This is a genomic window from Pseudomonas purpurea (assembly GCF_039908635.1).
Lineage (GTDB): Bacteria > Pseudomonadota > Gammaproteobacteria > Pseudomonadales > Pseudomonadaceae > Aquipseudomonas > Aquipseudomonas purpurea.
In genome coordinates this window covers 5,141,743-5,162,234 of the sequence record NZ_CP150918.1, presented here as the reverse complement: position 1 = coordinate 5,162,234, position 20,492 = coordinate 5,141,743, and the positions used below count along the sequence as shown (strand labels likewise).

17 protein-coding genes and 3 pseudogenes are annotated in these 20,492 nt (G+C 61.2%); 5 read left to right on the top strand and 15 right to left on the bottom strand.

Annotated features, from left to right (window positions below; translation table 11 throughout):
• Positions 1 to 118 precede the first annotated feature (118 nt).
• Positions 119 to 1,516: an MFS transporter gene (locus AABM54_RS23175; protein ID WP_347902280.1), complete on the top strand. Its 1,398-nt coding sequence runs from the start codon at positions 119 to 121 to the stop codon at positions 1,514 to 1,516.
• A gap of 9 nt (positions 1,517 to 1,525) precedes the next feature.
• Positions 1,526 to 2,053: a single-stranded DNA-binding protein gene (locus AABM54_RS23170; RefSeq protein ID WP_347902278.1), complete on the top strand. Its 528-nt coding sequence runs from the start codon at positions 1,526 to 1,528 to the stop codon at positions 2,051 to 2,053.
• Between the two features lie 196 nt (positions 2,054 to 2,249).
• Here the strand turns inward: AABM54_RS23170 and AABM54_RS23165 are convergent.
• The 9 genes and pseudogenes from AABM54_RS23165 to AABM54_RS23125 all read right to left on the bottom strand — a co-directional run.
• Positions 2,250 to 3,408 (bottom strand): annotated as a pseudogene (locus tag AABM54_RS23165) (glutathionylspermidine synthase family protein).
• A 12-nt stretch (positions 3,409 to 3,420) separates the two neighbouring features.
• Positions 3,421 to 4,149 carry a DUF1190 domain-containing protein gene (locus AABM54_RS23160; RefSeq protein WP_347902277.1) on the bottom strand — a complete coding sequence of 243 codons (729 nt, stop codon included), beginning with the start codon at positions 4,147 to 4,149 and terminating at the stop codon, positions 3,421 to 3,423.
• 23 nt (positions 4,150 to 4,172) lie between these two features.
• A complete protein-coding gene (locus AABM54_RS23155) occupies positions 4,173 to 4,601 on the bottom strand; it encodes a DUF350 domain-containing protein (RefSeq protein ID WP_347902276.1) in 429 nt (142 codons plus the stop codon).
• Positions 4,602 to 4,614: 13 nt separating this feature from the next.
• The gene (locus AABM54_RS23150) at positions 4,615 to 5,265 is read right to left on the bottom strand and encodes a DUF2491 family protein (RefSeq protein WP_347902275.1); all 651 of its coding nucleotides are present in this window, start codon (positions 5,263 to 5,265) and stop codon (positions 4,615 to 4,617) included.
• Positions 5,252 to 6,286 (bottom strand): ion channel, encoded by a 1,035-nt coding sequence (locus tag AABM54_RS23145; RefSeq protein WP_347902274.1) that lies wholly within the window; start codon positions 6,284 to 6,286, stop codon positions 5,252 to 5,254. The genes AABM54_RS23150 and AABM54_RS23145 overlap by 14 nt, the downstream gene beginning before the upstream one ends.
• 65 nt (positions 6,287 to 6,351) lie before the next feature.
• Positions 6,352 to 6,925 (bottom strand): annotated as a pseudogene (locus AABM54_RS23140) (rhomboid family intramembrane serine protease).
• Between the two features lie 76 nt (positions 6,926 to 7,001).
• Positions 7,002 to 7,703, bottom strand: coding sequence for a PspA/IM30 family protein (locus AABM54_RS23135; RefSeq protein ID WP_347902273.1), 702 nt, complete (start codon positions 7,701 to 7,703; stop codon positions 7,002 to 7,004).
• 19 nt (positions 7,704 to 7,722) lie between these two features.
• Entirely contained in the window at positions 7,723 to 8,400 is a 678-nt protein-coding gene (locus AABM54_RS23130; RefSeq protein ID WP_347902272.1) for a YjfI family protein, read from the bottom strand.
• Between the two features lie 165 nt (positions 8,401 to 8,565).
• Positions 8,566 to 8,703 (bottom strand): annotated as a pseudogene (locus tag AABM54_RS23125) (cysteine hydrolase); the annotation flags it as partial.
• Positions 8,704 to 8,882: 179 nt separating this feature from the next.
• On the opposite strand from AABM54_RS23125, the gene AABM54_RS23120 reads away from it, so the two are divergent.
• On the top strand, positions 8,883 to 9,230 hold the full coding sequence (locus AABM54_RS23120; protein WP_347902271.1) for a hypothetical protein: 348 nt from the start codon (positions 8,883 to 8,885) through the stop codon (positions 9,228 to 9,230).
• A gap of 228 nt (positions 9,231 to 9,458) precedes the next feature.
• Here AABM54_RS23120 and AABM54_RS23115 read toward each other — a convergent pair whose 3' ends face one another.
• Positions 9,459 to 13,793, bottom strand: coding sequence for a DEAD/DEAH box helicase (locus tag AABM54_RS23115; protein WP_347902270.1), 4,335 nt, complete (start codon positions 13,791 to 13,793; stop codon positions 9,459 to 9,461).
• A 317-nt stretch (positions 13,794 to 14,110) separates the two neighbouring features.
• Between AABM54_RS23115 and AABM54_RS23110 the strand changes: the two genes are divergently transcribed.
• Positions 14,111 to 14,995 (top strand): sugar nucleotide-binding protein, encoded by an 885-nt coding sequence (locus tag AABM54_RS23110; protein ID WP_347902269.1) that lies wholly within the window; start codon positions 14,111 to 14,113, stop codon positions 14,993 to 14,995.
• On the top strand, positions 14,988 to 15,917 hold the full coding sequence (locus AABM54_RS23105; protein WP_347902267.1) for an NAD-dependent epimerase/dehydratase family protein: 930 nt from the start codon (positions 14,988 to 14,990) through the stop codon (positions 15,915 to 15,917). The genes AABM54_RS23110 and AABM54_RS23105 overlap by 8 nt, the downstream gene beginning before the upstream one ends.
• 360 nt (positions 15,918 to 16,277) lie before the next feature.
• Here the strand turns inward: AABM54_RS23105 and AABM54_RS23100 are convergent, their stop codons facing one another.
• The 5 genes from AABM54_RS23100 to AABM54_RS23080 all read right to left on the bottom strand — a co-directional run bounded on the left by AABM54_RS23100 (position 16,278) and on the right by AABM54_RS23080 (position 20,359).
• Entirely contained in the window at positions 16,278 to 16,976 is a 699-nt protein-coding gene (locus AABM54_RS23100; protein ID WP_347902266.1) for an OmpW family outer membrane protein, read from the bottom strand.
• Positions 16,977 to 17,106: 130 nt separating this feature from the next.
• A complete protein-coding gene (locus AABM54_RS23095; RefSeq protein WP_347902265.1) occupies positions 17,107 to 17,640 on the bottom strand; it encodes a DUF3299 domain-containing protein in 534 nt (177 codons plus the stop codon).
• On the bottom strand, positions 17,637 to 18,902 hold the full coding sequence (locus AABM54_RS23090) for an ABC transporter permease (protein WP_347902264.1): 1,266 nt from the start codon (positions 18,900 to 18,902) through the stop codon (positions 17,637 to 17,639). Before AABM54_RS23090 ends, AABM54_RS23095 begins: the two co-directional genes overlap by 4 nt.
• A gap of 1 nt (position 18,903) precedes the next feature.
• Positions 18,904 to 19,614: an ABC transporter ATP-binding protein gene (locus tag AABM54_RS23085; protein ID WP_347902263.1), complete on the bottom strand. Its 711-nt coding sequence runs from the start codon at positions 19,612 to 19,614 to the stop codon at positions 18,904 to 18,906.
• A 133-nt stretch (positions 19,615 to 19,747) separates the two neighbouring features.
• Positions 19,748 to 20,359, bottom strand: coding sequence for a DUF2796 domain-containing protein (locus tag AABM54_RS23080; RefSeq protein ID WP_347902262.1), 612 nt, complete (start codon positions 20,357 to 20,359; stop codon positions 19,748 to 19,750).
• Positions 20,360 to 20,492 lie beyond the last annotated feature (133 nt).

Here is a 20,492-nt window from a genome sequence, read left to right as displayed (position 1 = left end):
GATGCTTTCTGAACGGTGTCTGACAAGCATGCAGAACACGTGCGCGGCAAACCGCCGCATATACCCCCTCCCTCGATGGGACTGGTAGAATCGCCGCCGGTTCACATGAGGTTTTTCCATGCACGATCCCCACAGCGAACGCATGAGTGGCAGTGAGACCCGCGCAGCAAGCGGTCTGGCCCTGGTGTTTGCCTTCCGTATGCTTGGCATGTTCATGGTGTTGCCGGTCCTGGCGACCTATGGGATGGACCTGGCGGGAGCGACCCCGGCCCTGATCGGGCTGGCGATTGGCGCTTACGGTCTGACCCAGGCGCTTTTCCAGATTCCGTTCGGGATCATTTCCGACCGTATCGGTCGGCGGCCGGTGATTTACCTCGGGTTGATCGTCTTCGCCCTCGGCAGTGTGCTGGCGGCCAATGCCGATTCGATCTGGGGCGTGATCGCCGGACGAGTCCTGCAAGGTGCCGGGGCGATTTCGGCGGCGGTCATGGCGTTGCTGTCAGACCTGACCCGCGAGCAGCACCGCACCAAGGCGATGGCGATGATCGGCATGACCATCGGCCTGTCGTTCGCCGTGGCGATGGTGGTCGGGCCGTTGCTGACCCGTGCCTTTGGTTTGTCCGGGTTGTTCCTCGCCACGGGCGGCATGGCGCTGGTGGGCATTGTGATCGTGGCCTTCATGGTGCCGCGCTCCACCGGGCCGTTGCAGCATCGTGAGTCCGGCGTGGCCCGTCAGGCATTGATGCCGACGCTCAAGCACCCGGACCTGCTGCGCCTGGACCTGGGCATTTTTGTGTTGCACGCGATGTTGATGTCGAGCTTCGTCGCGTTGCCGTTGGCGCTGGTCCAGAAAGCCGGGTTGCCTAAAGAGCAGCACTGGTGGGTGTACCTGACCGCGTTGCTGATTTCGTTCTTCGCCATGATCCCGTTCATTATCTACGGCGAGAAGAAACGCAAAATGAAACGAGTTTTACTCGGCGCCGTGATGACGCTGATGCTCACTGAGCTATTCTTCTGGCAGTTCGGCGACAGCTTGCGGGCTCTGGTGATTGGGACGGTGGTGTTCTTCACTGCGTTCAATCTGCTGGAAGCTTCGTTACCGTCGCTGATCAGCAAGGTTTCACCGGCGGGCGGCAAAGGCACGGCGATGGGGGTTTATTCCACCAGTCAGTTCCTCGGTTCGGCACTGGGCGGGATCATGGGCGGCTGGCTGTTCCAGCATGGCGGTTTGTCGGTTGTGTTCCTGGGATGCGCAGGTCTGGCTGCCCTCTGGTTGGCCTTTGCTGTTACCATGCGCGAACCCCCGTATGTGACGAGCCTGCGCTTGCCGTTATCGCCCGAAGCGATCCGCGAAGCCGGTCTGGTCGAGCGCCTGCTGGCCGTCGTTGGGGTAACAGATGCAGTGGTGGTTGCTGACGAAGCGGCCATTTACATCAAATTGGACACCGAACTATTGGATCGCACGACCCTTGAGCGCCTGGTCAACAACCCGGCGCCGACAGCGTGCGAAGCCTAGGAGAACGTTATGGCCCGTGGGGTTAACAAAGTCATATTGGTCGGCACTTGCGGCCAGGATCCCGAAGTTCGCTACTTGCCTAACGGTAACGCCGTGACCAACCTGAGTCTGGCGACCAGCGAACAATGGACCGACAAGCAAACCGGTCAGAAGGTCGAGAAGACCGAATGGCACCGTGTATCGATGTTCGGCAAAGTGGCGGAAATCGCCGGCGAATACCTGCGTAAAGGTTCGCAGGTCTACATCGAAGGCAAGCTGCAGACCCGCGAGTGGGAAAAAGACGGTATCAAGCGTTACACCACTGAAATCGTGGTCGACATGCAAGGCACCATGCAACTGCTGGGCGGCCGTCCACAGGGCGACCAACAGGGCCAGGGCGGCGGTAACAACTACCAGCAGTCTGCTCCAGCCCCGCGCCAACAGGCTCCTCGTCCACAGCAGTCGGCTCCGCAACAGCGTTCGGCTCCGGCACCACAGCAGGCCGCACCGCAGCCAGCTCCGGATTTCGACAGCTTTGATGACGATATTCCGTTCTGATCTGCCGCTGCATTCGCTCTAAATAAAAAGGCCTGTCGCTTGATGCGACGGGCCTTTTTTTGTGGGTGCGGGCTTGCTCGCGAAGACGTCGGCACATTCAACATCAATGTTTGCTGATGCACCGCTTTCGCGAGCAGGCTCGCTCCCACAGAGATTTAACTTAACTGACTGACATTAGCCCGCCGGGCGACGTTTTTCAGTCCAGAATCAGATGCGGCAGAAACCGGCTCGAATCCTTGGTGATCAGGCTGTTGTCTTCACGTACGCCGATGCCGGCAGCCTGGTCGCCGATCACCCAGGAGCCGATCAGCGTGAAGCTGTCGCCAAACTGTGGCAGCGGGGCGAACTCCTGGAGGATGAACGGCGCGTCGGTGTACGGTCCGCCTTCCTTCACGACTTTGCCATCGGGAGTGTGCAGCTCGATGTTGGCACCTTCGCGGGAGAAGAACGGCTTGCGTACCCAGCCCTTGGGCACGGCTTTGCCTGGGTCAGCGTCCAAGTGCGAAGCAAGCAGGTTCGGGTGCCCTTTGTTGAACTCCCACAGCAGGGGCAGGATGCCTTTGTTGGAGATGATCGACTTCCAGGGCCGGTTCGAAAAACTGCGTGTCGCTCTGGGCGATGGCCTCACCAAACGGCTCGTGGAAAATGAATTCCCAGGCGTGCAGTTTGAACAGGTGGGGGATCCAGCGCTCTTCGAGGTCGACGAAACGTCCTTCGTTGTTGAGGCCGATGTCTTCGATGTCGATGTGGCGCGACTCGATCCCGACTTTCTCTGCGATCAGGCGCAAGTAGTCGGTGGTGCCTTTGTCTTCGACCGAGGCTTTCATCGAGGCGAAGTAGAAAGGCTGTTTGATCTGCAGTTGCGCGAAGGCCTGGTGCAGCTTGGTGTCGATGCTGTTGAACTGGTCGGCGTGGCCGGGCAGCAAGCCACGTTCGATGCACTGCTCCAGCCAGCCCCACTGGAACGCCGCCGCTTCATACAGGCTGGTGGGCGTGTCGTAGTTGAGCTCCAGCAGTTTGGCGGGGCCGTGGCCGTTGTAGGAGAAGTCCAGGCGACCGTAAAGGTGCGGATGGCCTTCGCGCCATGACGTACAAATCATGTCGAAGAAGGGCGCCGGAATGCTCAGGCGCTCCAGCAGTTCTTCGCTCTGCACCACCCGGCTGACCAGGTCCATGCACATCTCATGGATTTCGGTGGTGGGGTCTTCGAGATCATTTTCGATCTGCTTGAGCGTGAATTGGTAATACGCGCTCTCGTCCCAGTAGGGTTCGTCGTCGATGGTGTGAAACAGAAAGCCGAGGTGTTCGGCGGTCTGTTTCCAGTCGTGACGCTCTGCGCAGAGGATTTTCTTCATGGCCCTGTTCCCTTAGCTGCTCGAACCGCCAGAACTCTTGCCCGATCCACCCCAGCCACTGCGTGCGCTGGCCTGGCTGCCGAAGCCGCCACGGGAGGTGGACGACGTAACCGACACCGGCTTGCTGCGGGTGATGGAGTCGGTGTAACTGCTACTGCTACCGTACCGCGCCTGGTTGGACCTGCTGAAGGTCGAGCCTGAAGAGACCCGCTGGCTGAGCGTCGAGGACGAGTAGCTGCCGCGATCATCGCGATACCTGTAGACCGGCTCGGAGTAATAGCTGTTGCGGTTGTTGCTGAGCATGTTGCCGATCAGCAGTCCGGTCAGCAGGCTGCTGCCGGAGATTCCCGACCCGGCGGCAGTCGCTTCCGACGCGGGCAATTTAGCCTTGGCCGCGTCCACTTCGGCTTGCGTCACCTCGCCATCGGCGCTCAGCTCGAAACCGCCGAGCCTGGGGATGAACTTGCCGGCGGAATCCTGCTGGCACCAGTCGGCGACAAAGTCGGCGTCGCAATCGGCCTTGTTGTCGTACACCGGCGTAATGCTTCGATGCTGGGCCATGGCCTTCATGTAGGCGTCAGAACAGATGTCGACCGGAAGCTTTTCATCGGCGCACTGCTGAACGGACTGGAAGTTGTACTTCTTGTGTATCTCGTAGGTTTTTTCTGCCGGCTCGCAGCCGGATATTGCAATGGCGACCGACGCCGCCAGGGACAGTTGAACGTACTTGCTGCGTTTCATCGACGTCTCTCTCCGTGGCACGATCAGTTCTGCGAAGGGGTCATGCACGCGGCATTGAGCAGGCCCACGCTGATGGCAACGGCTGCGACATAGATGGCCGAGGCAATTTCACCGTTGCGGATGCGCTCGGAAGTGCCTTTGAGCACCAGGGTAGTCATCAGGAATGCCAGCAGTTGAACCACGGCGGCAATCAGTGCCCACACCGCGAAGTCCAGCAGGCTGACCGAGTAGGCAATCACATTGCTCGCCGGGATCGCGAAACCGATGATGGCACCGGCCAGGGCGATAGCGGCGGCGGTGTTGCCGGAGCGGATCAGCTCGAACTCTTTGTGTGGGGTGATGCGGGTGTAGGCGAACTGGAAGATCGCGAACAGCACGGCGGCACCGATGATGTACGAAACAAAACCCAGGACAGCGGCTTGGTTCAGCGAGATGGAGAGTGCTTCTAGCATGGGCTTTTCCTTTTCAGAGTGTGTTGAGGTCGGTGGTGTACAGCGAGATACCCAGGGAGGTGCTCAGGCTGATGCTGCCGTCGGCATCTTCTTCGACCGAGAACAGCAGGAATTCACGGCGGTCGGTGAGGCCGGTCTCGCGGGCGTAGAGCATCGAACGGTGTTCCACGACGTAGGACTGATCCGGGTTGCGGACCTGTTCGCGCAAGCCCACCAGTTCGGTCTGGCCGGTTTCGGTGCCCCATTCGCGGCTGTATTCGACGCCGTTGTGGGTGTAGGTCGCCAGGCCGATGTTGCTGTCCGGTCCGGCGAGCCTGCGCAGTTCGGCTTCGCTGGTGAGGGTGACGTAGCTCTGGTAGTTGAACAGGATCACCGACTCAACCTGGCCGTCGATGGCCCCAGTGGTATGGACCTGTAGCCAGTAATCCTCGTCGTCCATGTAGTAGCGCGACAGCCAGGTCGACTGGCCGAGGTCGACGGTGCCGACGCTCCAGATCTGCTGGGTGCCGGGAATGACGACGCTGGTTTTTTCGTCGAGCAGCAGTTTGAGGGTGGTGTCAAAGATCACCGCTTTGCCCTGGCCAAGCCCGAGCGGGCCGGTGGTCGGCGCAACATCCTTGGGGGTTGGGGCCTCAAGGCCCATCAGCTGTTTAAACCATCCCATGGGAGATTTCCTTCAGGCGGGTAGAGGCAATGTAGAAGAGTTCGCCGCCCTGGATGCGGGTGGCCCCGGGCGGGTTGATCGACGGTTGTTGGGCGCCCTTGGCGCGATAGCCGATGAGGGTCGCGTTGTGGCGTTCTTTCAACTGCACATAGAGCTCGCCGAATGCGCCCTCAAAGCTGTCCGGCAGCTTCATCAGGTATTGGGTGGCGCCCTGGCCGACGCACAGCAGCTCATTGATGACCACTGAAGAGCCAGGGTCCTGGGAGGCGCGCACCAGCATCTCGATGGCCATGCTTGAGGTGCATTCAAGGTTCGGTGCGTAGGAACCCGCCAGCGCGGCGATTTCGCTGTCATTGAAGTGCGCGACCACGTGGCCCGCCGGTTTCAGTTGGTTGACCGCCAATACGGTGGCCAGCGTCAGGTCGTCGGAGCGGGTTCGCACCAGCACGCGTTCGGCGCCGGGGACGCCGGCGCGCAACAGCAGCGCCGCCGAGGAAAGACTTTCGCCCTTGATGAACGATGCCTTGCCGGGCATGGGGTTTTCTTCCAGCGTGGCGTCGCAAATGACGATCAGGTTGTCGTTCGAGGTTTCGTCCTGAAGCAACAACTCAATGACACGTTCGCTGGACGAGCCTTCCCAGCCAATGAGGACGGTATGGCCGGTCTTGCCGGTGTAATCGCCTTTGCCCTTCATGCCTTTTCTCCATACATCAATGACGCTGCCAGTGGTTTTGCCGATTGCGGCGGTCAACAGGGCGATGCCGCCGAGCATCACCCAGGTGGCCACGAAGATTCGCCCCGCCGGGGTTTGTGGCGCGAGGTCGCCATAACCGACCGTCAGCGTGGTCGTGAGGTAGAAATAAAGAAACGTCGTGGGGTTGGTGAGCGGTAGCTCGCCCAGCGCCAGCAGGCCCAGATAGGCCGTGGCAATGTGTACGCCCAGGGCAATGGCAAGGCCGGCCCAGCCAAACTTGTGGAAGAAGGACGCTGCGTACACGCGTAACAAGAGGAAAATCGACATTCGTCCCTGGCTCCCTGGGGGTGACGCGTCCGTGGCGAAGAAACCCGCCGCGGACCTTGTTGGGTTCAGCGTGTTTGCCGGTCAGCATTAGACCCGTTGCGCGGCGCCGAGAACAGTAGTCGGGCTGCAAAAAATCCGGCAAGTGCGCCGCCGATGTGACCTTCGAAAGACACGCCCTGGCGTGGAATGAAGCCGAAAATCAGCCCGCCATACAAGAAGGCGACAATCACCGCGATCAGCACGTTGCTCCAGCTGCGGTGGAACCAGGCGCGAGCCAGCAGGTAGGCCCAGAGGCCGAAGATCCAGGCACTGGCGCCGATATGCACGCCTTTGAAGCCGAACAGCCAGACCAGCGAGCCACCGAGCAGGATGATGATGGCGCTGACGGTCACAAAACGTTTGAGCCCATCGGCGATCACCAGGGTGCCCAGCACAAGGAACGGCACCAGGTTGGTGAGCAGGTGCGCAAGGGAGCCGTGCAGAAACGGCGAGGTGACAATCCCGACGAGGCCGTACCCGGTGCGGGGCACCAGGCCGAACATCGTCAGGCTGTAGCCTGTCAGCATGTTCAGCAGTTGTATGGCGACCATCGCCAAGGCCAGGGCCTGCGATGATCTTGAAGCCGGATACCTTGTCCATCCTTGTCCTCTGGTCGATAAAAAGAAGGGCATCAAGTATGTCGATGCCCTTCTTTTTGAGTGTGCGCCTGAGCCGGTTATTCGGCCGATTGCTTCTTCAAGCGCTCAAGAATCGCGTTCGCGCTGCCCTGGTCCGGGGTGATGCCGGCTTCGCGCAGTTTGCGCTCCAAGTCGTTGCCGACGGATGCGTCCGCCAGTTCTTCGTGGGCTTCGAGTTCGGCTGCGCGTTGTTCCTGTTTGGCCTGCAGGCGGTTCAAGGTGCCGACCGCGGTTTCCAGCTTGCCGTTGGCACCGCCGCTGGCAATGGACGCGCTGACCTGAGCTTTCTGCACGCTTTCACGGGCCTTGGCCATGTCCACTTGCTGGCGCAGGCTCTTGATGCGGGCTTCGGCCTTGGTGATGTCCTTGCGCATTTTGTCGGCGTAGGCGCCAAATTCGGTGGCTTGCTTCTGTTCGGCGTCGAGGTCGTTGGTCAGGGTCGAAATGGCTTCGGCCACTTCCAGTGCAAGGTCTTCACGGTTGGCCTGGATCGCGGCCATGGCCTTGGACTCCAGGTCCTTGATCTTGGCGTTGAACTGCGACACGCGTTCGGCCGAGAGTTTGTGCTTGGCCATGATGCTGACCAGTTCGCGCTTGGCGTTGGCCAGGGCGTTGTCGGCGTCGCGGATTTCCTGATCGAGGATGCGCAGGGCCTGTTGGTCGGCAATGGCTTCGCCGACTTCGCTGGCGCCGCCGCGCAGGGCGGTGAACAACTTGCTCCAGATCGATTGGTTTTGCATGAGTCGGTACTCCCGGAAATTAGTTGAAGAAGCTTTCGAAGGCTTCGCTGGCGCGCTGAACGTTGTCGACGAGGGTTTTGATCTCGGTCACGACGTTGGTCAGGCTGGATTCGGAACTGAGTGCGCCGAACATGCTGTAGACGGTCTGGCCGTTGGGCATGGCTTCGATGCCGATCGACGACAGCGGGAACATTTCCCGGCTGCGCAGCACGGCGTCATTGAAGCGCGGCACGTCCTTGATCGATTCGAGGTCGACCAGCACGGTGTCGACGATGATTTGCTCGCCAACGACGGCGATGTAAATCGGCAGCCCGCCAAACTCGTTCATTTCCAGCTTGATGCTTTGCTCGGAGCCTTGAACCAGTGTCAGGGTGATTTCGTTGGAAACCACCTCATCCAGGGCTTGCAGGGCGTTGAAGAGACGGTCGATGTTCCAGTTATTACCTGCGCTCATGTAATCCTCCAAGTTGAATGAGCCCGCCAGAATCGGCTGGCGTAGCTGTTTCTCCATGAGCTTGAGCAGGCTTCGGTTTTCGGGAAGCACCCAAGTCTCATGTTTTACATAGCCAGCGGCGCTAAGGCCTCCGCGCATCTGCTTCATGTAGAAGCTCGATGGTTTTTTCGCGGAAGGTTTCGATCGCTCTCCCTGGCGGCTCTCTGGAGCGGTATCTGACGCTGATGGAGAGCGGCGTTTCATGGCAGTGACTCCGTTTAGCTTGTATCACGCGTGAGAAAGCTACAGGCAATTTATAACGCCATCAATAGCTCACGCGTGAGATTTTTTATCTGACTGATTTCCATCACAAAAAAGGCCCGCAGCGTGTCAGCGCGGTGGGGCTTTTGGGTTTTGATGGGGGCAGGTTCAGTGACTGGCCGCCAGGACGTCGTCAGTGGATACCGCCGTTGCGTAGGCAAAACCGAGGGCCGACATGAAGGTGGCATGTACCTGTGCCGCCGGAACCACAAGACCGCTGAACCCCAGGTCACGGGTGGCAGGAGCCGGCAAGCTGTACGGCCCAAGTCGTTCTGAGTGCTTCAATCGAGTGTTGTAGGGAGCGACCGCTGGTCAAAAGCACCGTTCTACCTGTTATTTATGACAGTAGACGCTGTTTTGCACCTATGTTCCGATGGCCCTGCATGTCGCACAGTACGTTGCGGCCCTGAAAAAGGAGTTTTCTCATGAATGACAAAGTGTCGCTTCCCAATACTTCGGTGAGTACCACGATCGATGCTGATAAAGGGGAACCACAGGCTCTACGCATCTATGCCGTCAAAGACCCCTCAGGTAATTCCATTGGAAACCCGGGCGAAACCACTCATATCTCGGTAACGTTGTGGGGCAATGATTATCCTGGGCGGGTCGGATTTATCTATGATGGACCCACCCAACTGGCCCCGTACCAAGCAGACAGTGGCGGCGGTTTCGATGTTACGGTCCCCTTGTACAGCTGCACGACATATACCTTTATTGTTGTACCTCACGGGGGAGCGCAGCCTTCTCTACCCTGGATTGTCACGAGAGTTTGACCCAGAGGTAAAGTTCACGGCGTCAGGGTGACGAACAGTAAGCTCGCCAGGAATGAGTCTTCAGTGGGCTTGCTGTTGCTAAGTTATCGCTTAGGTGTGAACGGCATCACGCGCTTGTGATGGCAGCCTCAACCAAACGGATGATAAACCTCTGATCGGAAAGCAATCTCGACCCTGCGTTTTAAACTCGGCGATGGGACCTGGTTGAGCGACACAAAATCCAGAAACTCACCGATGCCGGATCAGTGTGTTGTGTAATTCATCACTGGCCTGTTGATCGAGTTCGAGCCAGAAATGCAGGGTGCCGGCAATGTCGGCGGCGGCCGGTAATCCGTCGCGGTACACCAGTCGATTGTTCGTCAGTGCCGGGACTTTGGGCCCTGGCAGCAAGGTGCCGGCGAGGTTCAGCGGGTCGACGCCACACACGGCAATCAGGCTGCCGTCGTGGGGGCGACGGCGGACTTCGCGCAGCAATGGAATCGCCTCCGGCAGGGCAAACTGCTCACCGGCCAGACCGCTGACGAAACGTCCGCCACGAATCTCCCCGCGTGCTTCCAGTCGGTGAAAGGTACGCAGCAATTCACGCCAGCTCGGCAACCAGTCAGCCTCGCGCGCAAGCAAGCGCCAGAACACCACGCCGTAGCGGCGCAGCAAGGTCATGGCGATGTGTTCAAGGGTGTCGCTCGGTGTTGAGGCCGGGCGGTTGTTATCCACAACCGGCGCTGGCGGCCCGCGACGCAACAAGGCCCAGCGCCCGGCATCGTCCATCCCGCCAATGAACGCCCCGCGTCCACGCCGACTGCTGCGGGCCTGGCGTTTGCTCGCCGGAGTAATCAACGCCCGCAGGCCGGCGAAACTGTCGGCGTTCACCAAACCTGCGCCCACCAGTTCCTGCAAGGCGATTTCCAGTTCGCTGCGCAGCAGGTGGGCTTCGTGGATCAGCTCATCGAAAAACAGCGCACCGTGTTGGCTCAGGGCCTGATGGACTTTTTGGGTCTTGGGCGACAGTTCGCTGGCCGGTGTCTGTTCGGTCAAACCGCTCCACAGGGCAACCTGACTGCGCGGCAGCAGCACAATCGGCGTGCTGCGAAGCGCCGTGCCAGTGCTTTGATGGCGAACAGTCAGGCGGGTCCAGACCAGTTTGCCGCTGCGGCACAACTCATCCAGCCAACTCGCCGAATAGTCCTTGAGCCGCGCGGGCAGGATGTCGCTGTCCCACGCCGACGCGGCCGCCGGATAACCTTCGAACTGACTGATGATCGCCGGCAACATCGCGCAGCCCTGACCCTGAGTGGCCGCAGACACATGCTGCCAGTCGAACAGAAACCGCATGAAATCCTGCAACGCCACTGGCTCGATTTCCCGTCGCAGGCGTTTGACGGTGTAGCGGTGAATCCGCGCCAGCAGGTGCCGCTCGCACCACTGCTCTTGCGAGGCACCAGGGCTGAAGTGACCGCGCAGCACGTAGCCTTCGCGTTCCAGTTGCGCCAAGGCCTGATTGACGTGAATCGTAGTCAGCCCCAGCGGTTGGGCGATTTCACGCAAGGTCAGTGGGCCGAATGCGCCGAGCCGCGCGCGAATCAACTCCACCAGCGCCTGTTCGCCGTCCCACGCCTCATCGAAATCCGCCAGGGCGTGCAGCGGCGGTTGCAGCGCTGCCTGTGGATAAACCGCTTGCAGGCAGGTCAGGCGTTCCAGTGCCAACCATAACCCTTGCCCTGAGTTGATCTGCAAACGGCTGGCGCGACCACCGTCGGCCAGAGTTTGCAGCCAACCAGACCACTGCGGACTGGCCTGTGCCTCGGCATCGTTGATGGCGGCCAGGCTCATCAGTACTTCATGCATTTCATCGACGTTGGCAGGCGCAGGCCAGGCCTCTTCACACACGGATTGAATGGCTTCGGCATCCAGGGCGCCGAGGTCATCGGTTGATTGCGGGTCGCTCCAACGGCGGTTGAGCACCGCTTGGGTGCGGCGTTCTTCCAGCGGCGCGTCATCGAGAAAGGTGTACGGCCGGGCGCTGAGAATCTCCGCCGCGAGCGGTGAGGGCGCGGGTAAGTCGCGGCTGAGCAAGCGCACCTCGCCACGCTCCATCCGCCGCAACAAGGCGAGCCAGCCCTCGCAATCCATGGCGTCATGCAGGCAGTCGTCGAGGGTTTGTTCCACCAGCGGGTGATCGGGAATCTCGCGCTCGCCCGCGAGGTTTTCCAGGCAGGCGATCTGATCGGGAAACACGCTGGCGATCAGGTCTTCGCTTTTCATGCGCTGGATCTGCGGCGGCACTTTGCGGCCACCGCTGTAACGCGGCAACGCCAGCGCCACACCGGCGTTCCAGCGCCAGCGCACGCCGAACAGCGGCGCGTCGAGCACGGCTTGAATCAGCAGATGTTCGGCGCTGTTGCTGTGCAGGTAACGCCACACGTCATCCAGCTCGAAACTGTGGCTGGTGGACAGCGACAACACGATAGCGTCTTCGTTGGCGGCGGCCTGCAACTCGAAGTTGAAGGTGCGGCAAAACCGCTTGCGCAGGGCCAGGCCCCAGGCGCGGTTGATGCGGCTGCCGAACGGCGAGTGGATGATCAACTGAGTGCCGCCGGACTCGTCGAAAAACCGCTCCATCAGCAGAGTGTCCCGGGACGGCAGGGCGCCGAGGGTCAACCGCGCACGGGCGAGGTAATCCACCAGTTGTTCGGCGCTGGCCGGGTTCAGGCCGAGTGTCTCGGTCAGCCAGTCGAGGCTGGGCTGCAAGTTGCCGGGGCTGGCGCCGAGCAGTTCATCGAGCCGGGCGTGTAGGCGCGCCACGGCGAACGACAGTTCCGCACTGCGCCCCGGCGCTTCGCCGAGCCAAAACGGAATGGTCGGTGGCTGGCCCTGGGCATCTTCGACCCTGACCTTGCCGGTTTCGATCCGCAGGATCCGGTACGAGGTATTGCCCAACTGAAAGACATCGCCCGCGATGCTTTCCACCGCGAAGTCTTCGTTGACGCTGCCGATGTTCAGGGCTTGCGGCTCCAGCAGCACGGCGTAATCGGCGTTGTCAGGGATGGTTCCGCCGCTGGTCACGGCGGTCAGCCTGGCCCCGCGTCGGCCGCGCAAGGTGCGGCTGACGGCGTCGCGGTGCAGGTAGGCGCTGCGGATGCCCAGGCGACCGTTGTAACCCTCGGCGAGCATCTGCAACAGGGCCTGATAGTGACGCTCATCGAGTTCGGCGTAGGGGGAAGCGCGGCGCAGGGTGTCGAGCAGTGCCTGTTCCGGCCATTCCTGACAGCTGATTTCAGCGATGATCTGCTGGGCCAGCACATCCAGCGGTGCCTTGGGGATCAGCAGGGTGTCCAGTTCGCCCCGGCGCACGCAGTCGAGCAGGGCGGCGCATTCGATCAGGTCGTCGCGGGTGGTGGCGAACAACCGGCCCTTGGGCGTGCCGCCGACCTGATGCCCGGAGCGTCCGACCCTTTGCAGAAACCCGGCAATCGAACGCGGAGAAGCGATCTGGCAGACCAGATCCACATCGCCGATGTCGATGCCCAGTTCCAGCGAAGCGGTGGCGATCAGCACTTGCAGCTCGCCGCGCTTGAGCCGCTGCTCGGCGTCGAGTCGAAACTCCTTGGCCAGGCTGCCGTGGTGGGCGGCCACTGCGTCTTTGCCCAGCCGTTCGCTCAAATGGCGGCTCAGGCGTTCAGCCAGGCGACGGGTGTTGACGAAAATCAGCGTGGTCCGGTGTTCGCGGGCCAGCGTGGCGAGGCGGTCGTAGACCAATTCCCAGACATCGTTGGCCATCACGGCCGACAGCGGCACGGGCGGTACTTCGATGTTCAGGTCCCGTGGGCGGGCGTGGCCGATGTCGACGATTTCGCATGGGCGAGCGGTGCCCACCAGAAACCGCGACACCGCATCGATGGGTTTTTGCGTGGCGGACAGGCCGATGCGCATCAGCGGTTCGGCGCCCGCCTTACTTAAGGTCAGCGCCTGCAAACGTTCCAGGCTCAGAGCCAGGTGGCTGCCGCGTTTGCTGGCGGCGATGGCGTGGATTTCATCGACGATTACCGTGCGCGTGCTGGCAAGCATGCGTCGCCCGGAATCAGAACCGAGCAGCACATAAAGCGATTCCGGGGTGGTCACCAGAATGTGCGGCGCGGTTTTACGCATGGCGCTGCGGTCTTTTTGCGGGGTATCGCCGGTGCGCACGGCGGTATTGATCGCCAGTTCAGGCAGGTCCATCACGCGCAATTGCTCGGTGATGCCGGCCAGCGGGTCTTGCAGGTTGATTTGAATGTCGTTGCTCAAGGCCTTGAGCGGCGAGACGTAGACCACCAGGGTTTCGTTCGGCAAGTGGCCGCCGTTGGCCAGCCCGCGATGGACCAGGTCATCGATCACCGCAAGAAACGCGGTGAGGGTTTTGCCCGAGCCGGTGGGCGCGGCGATCAACGTCGAGCGGCGCTGGCGAATCAACGGCCACGCCGCGGCTTGAGCGGCAGTGACCGAGGGGAAAGTGCTGTTGAACCAGGCGCTGACGGCGGGGTGGAAGTCGTTCAGCACGCGGTTGGCTGATTCGGGCAGGTTCATGGGGCAATTTATGCGGGTAGAGGAATGAAGAAGCAAGTACCGCTCAAGATCTCCAGCGATCCTTATGGCCCTTTCGCGAGCAAGCCCGCTCCCACACTGTGAATGCAATATTTGTGAACAACAGAGAACACTGTGGGAGCGGGCTTGCTCGCGAAGAGGCCAGTAGCGGCACCGCAAACGCCAGCGATCTACACTTTACGGATGACGGTTGCGCACTAAACCCGCAAAATGCAACGATTCTGGCAACTTTCAACGACAACGCCTGCGGGTGCTGTCGATAAAACCATCGTTTCAATCAGACTGGGCCTGCTGACTCTATGCGAATGCGCCTTATGTTACTGGGCGGCGGAAATGCCCTTGGGCAGGCGCTGATTCGCCTCGGTGCAGAGGAAGACATCGGTTTCCTCGCCCCCCGTCCGCCTCAGGACGGCTGGGATGCCGCGAGCCTGACGCAACTGCTCGACGACACCCGCCCGGATGCGGTGATCAACCTCGCCTATTACTTCGACTGGTTCCAGGCGGAGACCGTCAGCGAGACGCGTCTGGCTGGGCAGGAGCGCGCCGTCGAACGCCTGGCCGAACTGTGCCAGCACCACAACATCGTGCTGGTGCAGCCTTCCAGCTATCGGGTGTTCGATGGTTCACGGGCAACCGCCTACAGCGAAAAAGACGAACCGGTGCCGCTGGGCCTGCGCGGTCAGGCCTTGTGGCGCATCGAGCAAAGCGTGCGCGCCACCTGCCCGCAGCATGTGATGCTGCGGTTCGGCTGGCTGCTCGATGACAGCGTCGACGGCACGTTGGGGCGTTTCCTCGCCCGCGCCGAACAGCCGGAAGAGCTGCTGATGGCCGACGACCGGCGTGGCAACCCGACGCCGGTGGATGATGCGGCGCGGGTGATCATTTCGGTACTCAAGCAACTCGATTGCGCGGCGCCGTTGTGGGGCACTTATCATTACGCCGGGCACGAAGCGACCACGCCGCTGGCGCTGGGCCAGGCCATACTCACTGAAGCACGCAACCTGCATGCGCTAGCCATCGAAGCCCCGACCGCCCAGGCTCACGCCGCGCGACCGGACGCCGCCGAGGAGCCGCAACACGCGGTGCTGGCCTGCAAGAAAATTTTGCACACTTTCGGGATCAAGCCCCGCGCCTGGCGCGCGGCACTCCCGGGTTTACTGGATAGGTTTTATCGCCATGGCTGACGGCCCTGTTTTGATCACCGGCGGTGCCGGTTTTATCGGTTCGCACCTCACGGACGCCTTGCTCGCCAAAGGCCATTCGGTGCGGATTCTCGACGACCTGTCCACGGGCAAGCGCAGTAACCTGCCGCTGGACAATCCCAAGGTCGAACTCATCGAAGGCGATGTCGCCGACAGCGCCTTGGTGGCGCGGGCGATGCGCGGTTGCAGCGCGGTGGCGCATCTGGCCGCCGTGGCCTCGGTGCAGGCCTCGGTGGACGACCCGGTGCGCACGCACCAGAGCAATTTCATCGGCACCCTGAACGTGTGCGAAGCCATGCGCGAGGCCGGGGTCAAGCGCGTGTTGTTTGCCTCCAGCGCAGCGGTCTACGGCAACAACGGTGAAGGCGAATCGATTGACGAAGACACCGCCAAGGCACCGTTGACGCCTTATGCTTCGGACAAACTGGCCAGCGAATACTATTTCGACTTCTACCGCCGCCAGCATGGCCTGGAGCCGGCGATTTTCCGCTTCTTCAACATTTTCGGCCCACGCCAGGACCCGTCCTCGCCGTATTCCGGGGTCATCAGCATTTTCAGCGAGCGCGCGCAAAAGGGCCTGCCGATCACCGTGTTCGGCGATGGCGAGCAGACTCGCGACTTCTTGTATGTCGAAGACCTGGTGGACCTGCTGGTGCAAGCCATTGAAGCGCCGCAGGTGGAAGTCGGTGCGGTTAACGTCGGCTGGAATCAGGCGACGACCCTCAAGCAAATGCTCACGGCGCTGAGTGACGTGGTGGGGCAATTGCCACCGATCAGCTACGGCCCGGCGCGCTCGGGCGATATCCGCCATTCGCGGGCGAACAACCAGCGCCTGAAACAGCGTTTCACGCTGCCGGAGCGCACGCCAATGAGCGTGGGGCTGGCCCGGTTGTTGGGGCGCTAGAAATAGCCCTCAAGCCATCAACAAGAAAGGCGCCCAAGGGCTAATGCCAGTCAGTTAACGTCACTTTTGCGAGGAATGCTTCGGGCTGTTCGCCAGGCTCGAGAACACCCCCTTACCCTAACCCTCTCCCCAAAGGGGCGAGGGAACTGACGGCGGTGTTCATTCGAGTGACATCGACCTGAAAGTCCGAGTCGAACTCAGGTTTTGAAAGGCATGGAAATCTGCTCCCTTTCCCCTCGCCCCTTTGGGGAGAGGGTTGGGGTGAGGGGTAGATTTCAGATCAGAACAGAGCATTCAGACGCTGAGTTTTCTTAACTGACAGGCATTAGCCCAAGGGCGCCTTCTTTGTGCGGGTACGGTTTAGAACTTGTAGCCCAGGCCGACCATGTAGACCCATGGGTCCACGTCGACGTTGACCTTGGCGCGCGTGCCTTGGGCCAGGGCGTTGTTGTCCACGTAGGCGCGGGTGTCGATGTCCATGTAACGCGCCTGGGCGTTGATCATGACGTTGTCGGTCAGCATGTAGTCAGCACCGACCTGCCATGCCATGCCCCACGAGTTTTTTGCGCGGAAGTTGCTGAAGCCGTTGTTGCTGGCCTGGCTGCCGACGTGTTCGTCGTAGATCCAGGTGTAGTTGATGCCGCCGCCGACGTACGGCTGGAATGCGGACTTGGCGTCGAGCGGGTAGTAAACCAGGCTGAGGGTCGGTGGCAGGTGCTTGAGTGTGCCGAGCTTGCCGTTGGCCGCATCCAGCGAGGTGCCCTTGATCTTCACGTCGTGCTCGAACGGCGTGGCCGCGAGCAGCTCGATCCCCAGGTTGTTGGTGATCATGTAGGCGAAGTTCAGGCCCAGTTGGGTGTCGCTGGACATGGTGGCCTTGCCACCCAGGTTGGCGCCGGCCAGTGGGCCGCGGTCGACCTTGACGCTGGAGCTGTCGGCTTTCGGGTTGACGGTGATTGCACCAGCCCGGACGATGATGTCGCCAGCCTGGTGGGCGTGGGCGAGCGGGGCTGCGAGCGCGAGGGCAAAGAGGGAAGCGCTGAGCAATGACTTGTGCATGGGGGCTCCAAAGGACAGATTCAAATATTCTGTGTCCAATTGTATGGAGCGCCCGGTCAGGGGCTTTGACTCAGCTCAATGAAATCGCAAGAGGGAATAAAAACCGCTTTACCCATCGCGTTTTTGGTCTTTACTCCGGCAATTCGTACACGTAGATCTTGTCCGCATCCATCTGGTAACCGGCGTCCGCCAATTCACTGGTGGAGGCTTTCACCTGCATGGCGCCTTCCACCCAGTACGGCTGATACAGCTCATCGAGTTTGACCCCGACCGCGCTTTTGACGTGAACGATCTGGTTCGACGGCGGCGGTGGCACATGAATGCACGCGCCGAAATACGGCACCAGCAGAAAGTCCGTTGTGCGGCCTTCTTCGCTGACTTCCAGCGGCACGATGTACCCTGGCAGGCGAATGACTTGCCCGTCGAGGCTTTTCACCACGGGCGCGTTGGGCATGTCCTGCCTGGCGGCCGGCGCTGACTCGGCGGCGAGCGCGTCGCTCATTTGCGACAGGTCGTGCAGCGGTTTCATGTTCGGCACTTCCGCCGGGGCGTCCGGCGGGATCATCTCGGACCAGGTCAGGTCCTTGGGCTGCGCCGCCCAGAGCGGCAGCGCGACCAGCATCAACAGCGCAAACAGAGCGCGGGGCATGTTCAACGTCCTCATAAACGGATCGACAGGCCATCGGCCAGCGATTGGCGATAAGCGCGCCAGGCGGGCACGCTGCCCATCAGCAGGGCGGCCGCCAGAATGCCACCGAGCAGCGTCCATTCATATTCGCTCGGCCAACTCAGCGGCAGGAACAGCCCATACGTCGACTGCACATACCCCTGGGCCGCCGCGATGCAGACGTAAAGCAGCGCCACGCCGGCAATCACTCCGGCCAACGCCAGGGCGAATGCCTCCAGCACCAGCAAGGTTGCGATGTGCCAGGGGCGGGCGCCCACCGAACGCAGGATTGCCATTTCGCGGCGGCGCTCGTTGAGGCTGGTGAGAATCGCGGTGAGCATGCCGATCAACCCGGTCAGCACCACGAACAACGACACCACGAACAAGGCTTTTTCGGCGGTGCCCATCAGGCTCCACAACTCCTGCAAGGCCACGCCCGGCAGGATCGCCAGCATCGGCTCGCCACGGAATTCATTGATCTCGCGTTGCACCGAGAACGTCGCAATCTTGCTGTTGAGGCCGAGCATGAATGCGGTAATGGCTTGCGGGGTGAGGTCCATGTTACGCGCCTGGTCGGCGTTGATCCGGCCGTTGCCCTGGGCGGGCACGCCGTTGTGCCAGTCGATGTGAATCGCTTCCATGCCGCCGAGGCTGATGTGCAGCGTGCGGTCGACCGGTGTACCGGTTCGTTTGAGGATACCGACCACGGTGAACGGTTTGTCATCGTGTTTGACCAGGCTGATCACCGCCACGCCGTGGGCCAGCACCAGTTTGTCGCCGAGCTTGTAATGCAGCGCATCGGCCACTTCGGCGCCGAGCACCACTTCGAACGGGTCGGTGGCAAATGCCCGGCCGTTGGCCAGTTGCAGGTTTTGCTGACGGCCGTACTGGTAATGCTGGAAGTAGGCGTCGGTGGTGCCCATCACGCGGTAGCCGCGATGGGAATCGCCGAGGGAAATGGGGATCGCCCATTTCACTTTCGGGCTGTTGGCGAAATGCTCGAAGCTGTCCCAGCGGATGTTGTTGGTGGCGTTGCCGATGCGGAACACCGAGTACAGCAGCAGGTTCACCGAGCCCGAGCGTGCGCCGACAATCAGGTCGGTGCCGCTGATGGTGCTGGCGAAACTGGTCTTGGCTTCGGTGCGCACCCGTTCCACGGCCAGCAACAGGCAGACCGACAGGGCGATGGCGAATGCGGTCAGGAGCGCGGTGAAGCGGCGGTTTGCCAGGCTGGCCATGGCTAGACGAAACAAATACATCTCAGACCTCTAACGGCGTGGCGGCGCGATTGAGCTCGCTCAGCGACAGGTGACGATCGAACAGCGGTGCCAGGCTCTGGTCATGGCTGACGAACAACAGGCTGGAACCGGCCTCGCGGCATTCGGCGAACAGCAGGCGGAGAAATGCCTCGCGGGCGTCGTAATCGAGGGCCGAGGTCGGTTCGTCGGCGATCACCAATTCCGGTTGCCCGATCAGCGCCCGGGCGGCGGCGACCCGTTGCTGCTGGCCGATGGACAGCGAGTCGGCGCGGCGGCTCAGGATGTTTTGATCCTTGAGCCCCAAGTGCGCGAGCAAGGTCGCGGCGGCCTGGTCGACACTGCCGTGGCGCTGCACCGCACGGCTGGCGCGCAGTGTTGAGAAGTGGCACGGCAGCTCGACGTTTTCACGCACCGAGAGAAACGGTAGCAAGTTGAACTGCTGGAAGATGTAGCCGGTGTGGTCGACCCGAAAGCGGTCGCGGGCACCGGCCGACAGCTCGGTCAGCTCCTGGTCGAGCAGGCGAATGCTGCCGCGATCAGGTTTTTGCACGCCACCGAGCAGGCCGAGCAGGGTGGTCTTGCCGCTGCCGCTCGGGCCCTTGAGAAACAGGGTTTCACCGGGTTCCAGGCGAAACGCCGGGATGTCCAGCAAGGGCGGATGACCGGGCCAACTGAAGCTCAGGCCGGACAATTCGATAAGGGGTTGGGTCATGTGAAACCGGCCTGATTGGAAGTGAACCCTGTGGGAGTGAGCTTGCTCGCGATAGCGGTCTTACAATCACTCAATGTTGAATGTGCTGGCCTCATCGCGAGCAAGCTCGCTCCCACACTGGATAGGGCAGTAGTCAGAACTTCAGCGTCGCAGCCTTCGAAGTCACTTCAACCCCTTGCTGGCCGCTCGGGCTGATGAGTTGTACCTGAATTTTCTGGGTCGCGGGGAAGGTCTTGAACACCTGCGTCAGGTCCAGGGTTTTCAACGCACCAGGGTTTGCACAACTGAACTGGTAGTGAGCGTGAATCTCGCTGTGGTCGTGATGATGTTCTTTGGCGGCCAGGCCTTTGCCGTCGGTGGCATGGTCGTCGTCATCGTCATGTTCATCGGCGTCCGGTTTGTCACCGAACAATGGGCTTTCCAGTTCCTGCTGGCTGATCACGCACTGGGCCGCTGTCGGCAGGTTGAACAGCACCAGCGGTTTCTCCAGCTGTGCGCGGGTAGCGGCGACTTTGGCCTTGTCTTCAGCGCTGCTGGCAACGTGTTCGAAACCCACCAGGTTCATCGCCGGGCTTTCCAGCTCCAGCTCCAGGGTCTGGCCGTCCAGCGCTGCGTTCAACCGCCCCACGCCATGTTCATGGGCACCGAGGCTGCCGTGCTCATGATCGTGATCATGGACCTCGGCGGCTTGAGCGGCAGCCAGTGGCAACAGGGCGAACGGCAAAGCGAGAAGCAGACGGCGCATGGCAAGTCTCCGGGAGGGAAGATGAAAATTTTGTTATGTAATCTTATAACAAGAGTGCCGAGAGTTTGACTGTCCGCTTGGCGTTGCGCAAGGCGCGTGGGAGCATGTTCGTCAGAAATGTGAGGAAACCCTA